This window comes from Streptomyces murinus, from assembly GCF_002154555.1.
Classification (GTDB): Bacteria; Actinomycetota; Actinomycetes; order Streptomycetales; family Streptomycetaceae; genus Streptomyces; species Streptomyces murinus.
This window is the reverse complement of record NZ_MUNF01000888.1, coordinates 1-3,202: the sequence shown is the minus strand read 5'-3', so window position 1 is coordinate 3,202 and position 3,202 is coordinate 1. Positions and strand designations below refer to the sequence as shown.

Genomic DNA, 3,202 nt, shown 5'->3' with positions numbered 1-3,202 from the left:
GTCCCTGCGCGAGTCGCCGGTTGAACCCGCGGGCTCGACCCGCGCGGTCGGACGAGGTCGCGCCTCAGCCCCGGCCCTTCATCGTCCGCTCCCGTACGCGCGAATCCACCAGGCCGCCGCTCCGATCCGCCCGGCGGCACGTTGCCGCGAATCGCCGGGCGGCCCCCGTCCACGGGCACCGGCACCCCGCCCCGCCCTGCGCGCCAGCACGCTGTTCCGGGCGGGCCCACCCGCGGGTACCGGCGCCCGCCCCGGTCCCATCCGTACGATGCACGCCGGTCCGGCGTCCGCCCGGCGAACCTGTCCACAGCCACCGGCCCGCGCCGCCCCCGGAGCCGACGTCACCCGTCCTCCTCACCCGAGCCGTACCGACTCCAGCGCCGAATCCCTGCGCGCGCGGAACAGGAAGTCCGCCACGCGGGCGTGGTCCGGTTCCGGGGGCAGTGAGGTGTGGTGAAGGGCGGATTCCGTCTCCGTGGCCAGTCGGGTCATCCAGGACTCGACGGCCGTCCAGGGGACCTCGCCCCGCTTCACCGCCAGCAGGGGCTCGCGTCGGTCGCCCACGTCGAGGTGCAGCTCGCCGGTGCGCAGCAGGTCACGGCAGCAGGCCAGCAGGCGCAGCAGATGCATGGCGTGCTTCCAGCGCGGGGCGCCCGTCGTACGGACGTCGGCGTCCAGCTTCTTGCGCTGGCCGAGGGCGTAGCGGGTGAAGGTGTCGTACACCTTCACGGAGAGGAACGCCCCGCGCAGGGACAGCAGTTCGCGCCCGGTGTCGTCCAGGTGCTCCACCAGCGGGGAGTGCAGGCACTCCAGGATGTTCGGATTGCCGCGCAGCGCCAGCTCGCAGAACCGCTCCAGCTCCCAGGAGAACTGTTCCTCGCCCGGCCCCTCCACATGCGCCGGCGGCTTCTCGAACCGCCAGAACAGGGCGGTGGGCGCGAGATACACGCCCCGCCGGTCGGTGTCGCTCGCGTCCGTGGCCAGACCCAAGGCCCGGGACCCCATGACGCAGGCGTAGATCGTGTGGTCGCGTACCAGGTCCTCGGGCTGCATGCCGGGAGCCTACGCGGCCCCTCAGCTCAGCTGGATGGAGTTTCCGTCGACCTTGATCGGGCGCTCGGCCAGCGGCTTCGTCGCCGGACCGTCGGCCACCGAACCGTCCTCGATCTTGAACCGGCTGCCGTGGCACGGGCAGTCGATGGTGCCGTTCTGCACCCGGCTCACCGTGCAGCCCATGTGCGTGCAGACCGCCGAGAACGCCTTGTACTGACCCTTCGCCGGCTGCGTCACCACGATCTTCTGCGTGTCGAAGACCTTGCCCCCGCCCTCGGGGATGTCGCTCGTGCTCGCGAGCTTCTTCGCGTCCGCCGCCGCGGACGTGCCCGCGCCGGTCGGGGTCGCCGCCGTGGGGCTCGCGGGCGAGGGGCTGTCCGTGCTGTCGGCGGCCGCGCTCGTGTCGCCGTTGCTGCCGCCACAGCCGGTCGCGAGCGCCGCCGCGCCCGTCGCGATCACCATGCGCCGCGTCGCGCCCTGGGTCATGTCACCACTCCGTACACATGTCGGGATGCGGATACCGATACCGGTTTCTGGGAGAAAGCATGGAAAATGCACGAAACCGGACGGCTTGTATCGTCTCAGTGATCGGGCGCCGCGCGCCGTGCCCACGCGGGCTGACTAGGCTGGACGGTCGAGCACGACAACACCTGTCAGCACCTGTCAGCTAGGAGCAGCACCGTGGCGGTACGAGCGGTCCGGGGAGCCGTCCAACTGGAACGGGACGAGGCCGGGCACATGGACGAGCAGGTCGGCGCCCTGCTCACCGCCGTCCTGGAGCGGAACGGACTGACCGCGGACGATCTGATCAGCATCTGGTTCACCGCCACCCCCGATCTGCACAGCGACTTCCCGGCGGCCGCCGCCCGGGGGCTCGGCATCACCGACGTGCCGCTGATCTGCGCCCAGGAACTGGACATCGCCGGCGCCATGCCCCGGGTCGTCCGGATCCTCGCCCATGTCGAGTCGGACCGTCCGCGCGCCGACATCGCCCACGTCTACCTCGGCGCCGCGGCCGCCCTGCGCAAGGACATCGCCCAGTGAGAACCGCACTCGTCATCGGCACCGGCCTGATCGGCACCTCCGCCGCCCTGGCCCTGACGCAGCGCGGCGTCACCGTGCACCTCGCCGACCACGACCCGGAGCAGGCCCGTACCGCCGCCGCGCTCGGCGCCGGCACCGACGCGGCCCCCGAGGGACCCGTCGACCTGGTGATCGTCGCCGCCCCGCCCGCCCATGTGGCCGGACTCCTCGCCGACGCCATGCGCCAGGGACTGGCCCGCGGCTACCTCGACGTGGCCAGCGTCAAGGGCGGCCCGCGCCGGGAGCTGGAGGCGCTCGGCCTGGACCTCGGCGCCTACCTCGGCACCCATCCGATGTCCGGCCGGGAGAAGTCGGGCCCGCTGGCCGCGACCGGCGATCTCTTCGAGGGCCGGCCCTGGGTGCTCACCCCCACCCGGGACACCGACACCGAGGTGCTCAACCTCGCCCTGGAACTGGTCTCGCACTGCCGCGCCGTCCCGGTCGTCATGGACGCCGACGCCCACGACCGCGCCGTCGCCCTCGTGTCCCACATGCCCCACCTGGTCTCCAGCATGGTCGCCGCCCGTCTGGAACACGCCGACGAGGCCGCCGTACGCCTGTGCGGACAGGGCATCCGGGACGTGACCCGGATCGCCGCCTCCGACCCGCGCATGTGGATCGACATCCTCTCCGCCAACCCGGGCCCGGTCGCCGACCTGCTCGCCGACGTCGCCGCCGACCTGGACGAGACCGTGGGCGCCCTGCGTGCCCTCCAGTCCTCGGACGAGGACAAGCGGCGGGCCGGCAGCACCGGCATCGAGGCCGTGCTGCGCCGCGGCAACGCGGGCCAGGTGCGGGTGCCCGGCAAGCACGGCAGCGCGCCGCGGGCCTACGAGACCGTCGTCGTGCTCATCGACGACCAGCCCGGCCAGCTGGCGCGGATCTTCGCCGACGCGGGCCGCGCCGGGGTCAACATCGAGGACGTGCGCATCGAGCACGCCACCGGACAGCAGGCCGGCCTGGTGCAGCTCTCGGTCGAACCACAGGCCGTGCCGGTGCTCGCCGACGCGCTGCGCGAGCGGGGCTGGGCGCTGCGGCAGTAGCCCGGCGAGCACCGGCACGGCCT

The 3,202-nt window shown here is 73.1% G+C and carries 4 protein-coding genes; 2 read left to right on the top strand and 2 right to left on the bottom strand.

The window, feature by feature from the left end; translation table 11 throughout:
• Nucleotides 1-354: 354 nt before the first annotated feature.
• A complete protein-coding gene (locus CCN72_RS36320) occupies nucleotides 355-1,053 on the bottom strand; it encodes a nucleotidyltransferase domain-containing protein (protein ID WP_086812613.1) in 699 nt (232 codons plus the stop codon).
• 21 nt (nucleotides 1,054-1,074) lie between these two features.
• Nucleotides 1,075-1,539, bottom strand: coding sequence for a Rieske (2Fe-2S) protein (locus CCN72_RS36315; RefSeq protein WP_086812612.1), 465 nt, complete (start codon nucleotides 1,537-1,539; stop codon nucleotides 1,075-1,077).
• Between the two features lie 195 nt (nucleotides 1,540-1,734).
• Between CCN72_RS36315 and aroH the strand changes: the two genes are divergently transcribed.
• Nucleotides 1,735-2,097, top strand: coding sequence for a chorismate mutase (gene aroH, locus CCN72_RS36310; RefSeq protein ID WP_085564052.1), 363 nt, complete (start codon nucleotides 1,735-1,737; stop codon nucleotides 2,095-2,097).
• Nucleotides 2,094-3,179 (top strand): prephenate dehydrogenase, encoded by a 1,086-nt coding sequence (locus tag CCN72_RS36305; RefSeq protein WP_086812611.1) that lies wholly within the window; start codon nucleotides 2,094-2,096, stop codon nucleotides 3,177-3,179. Before aroH ends, CCN72_RS36305 begins: the two co-directional genes overlap by 4 nt.
• Nucleotides 3,180-3,202: the final 23 nt, after the last annotated feature.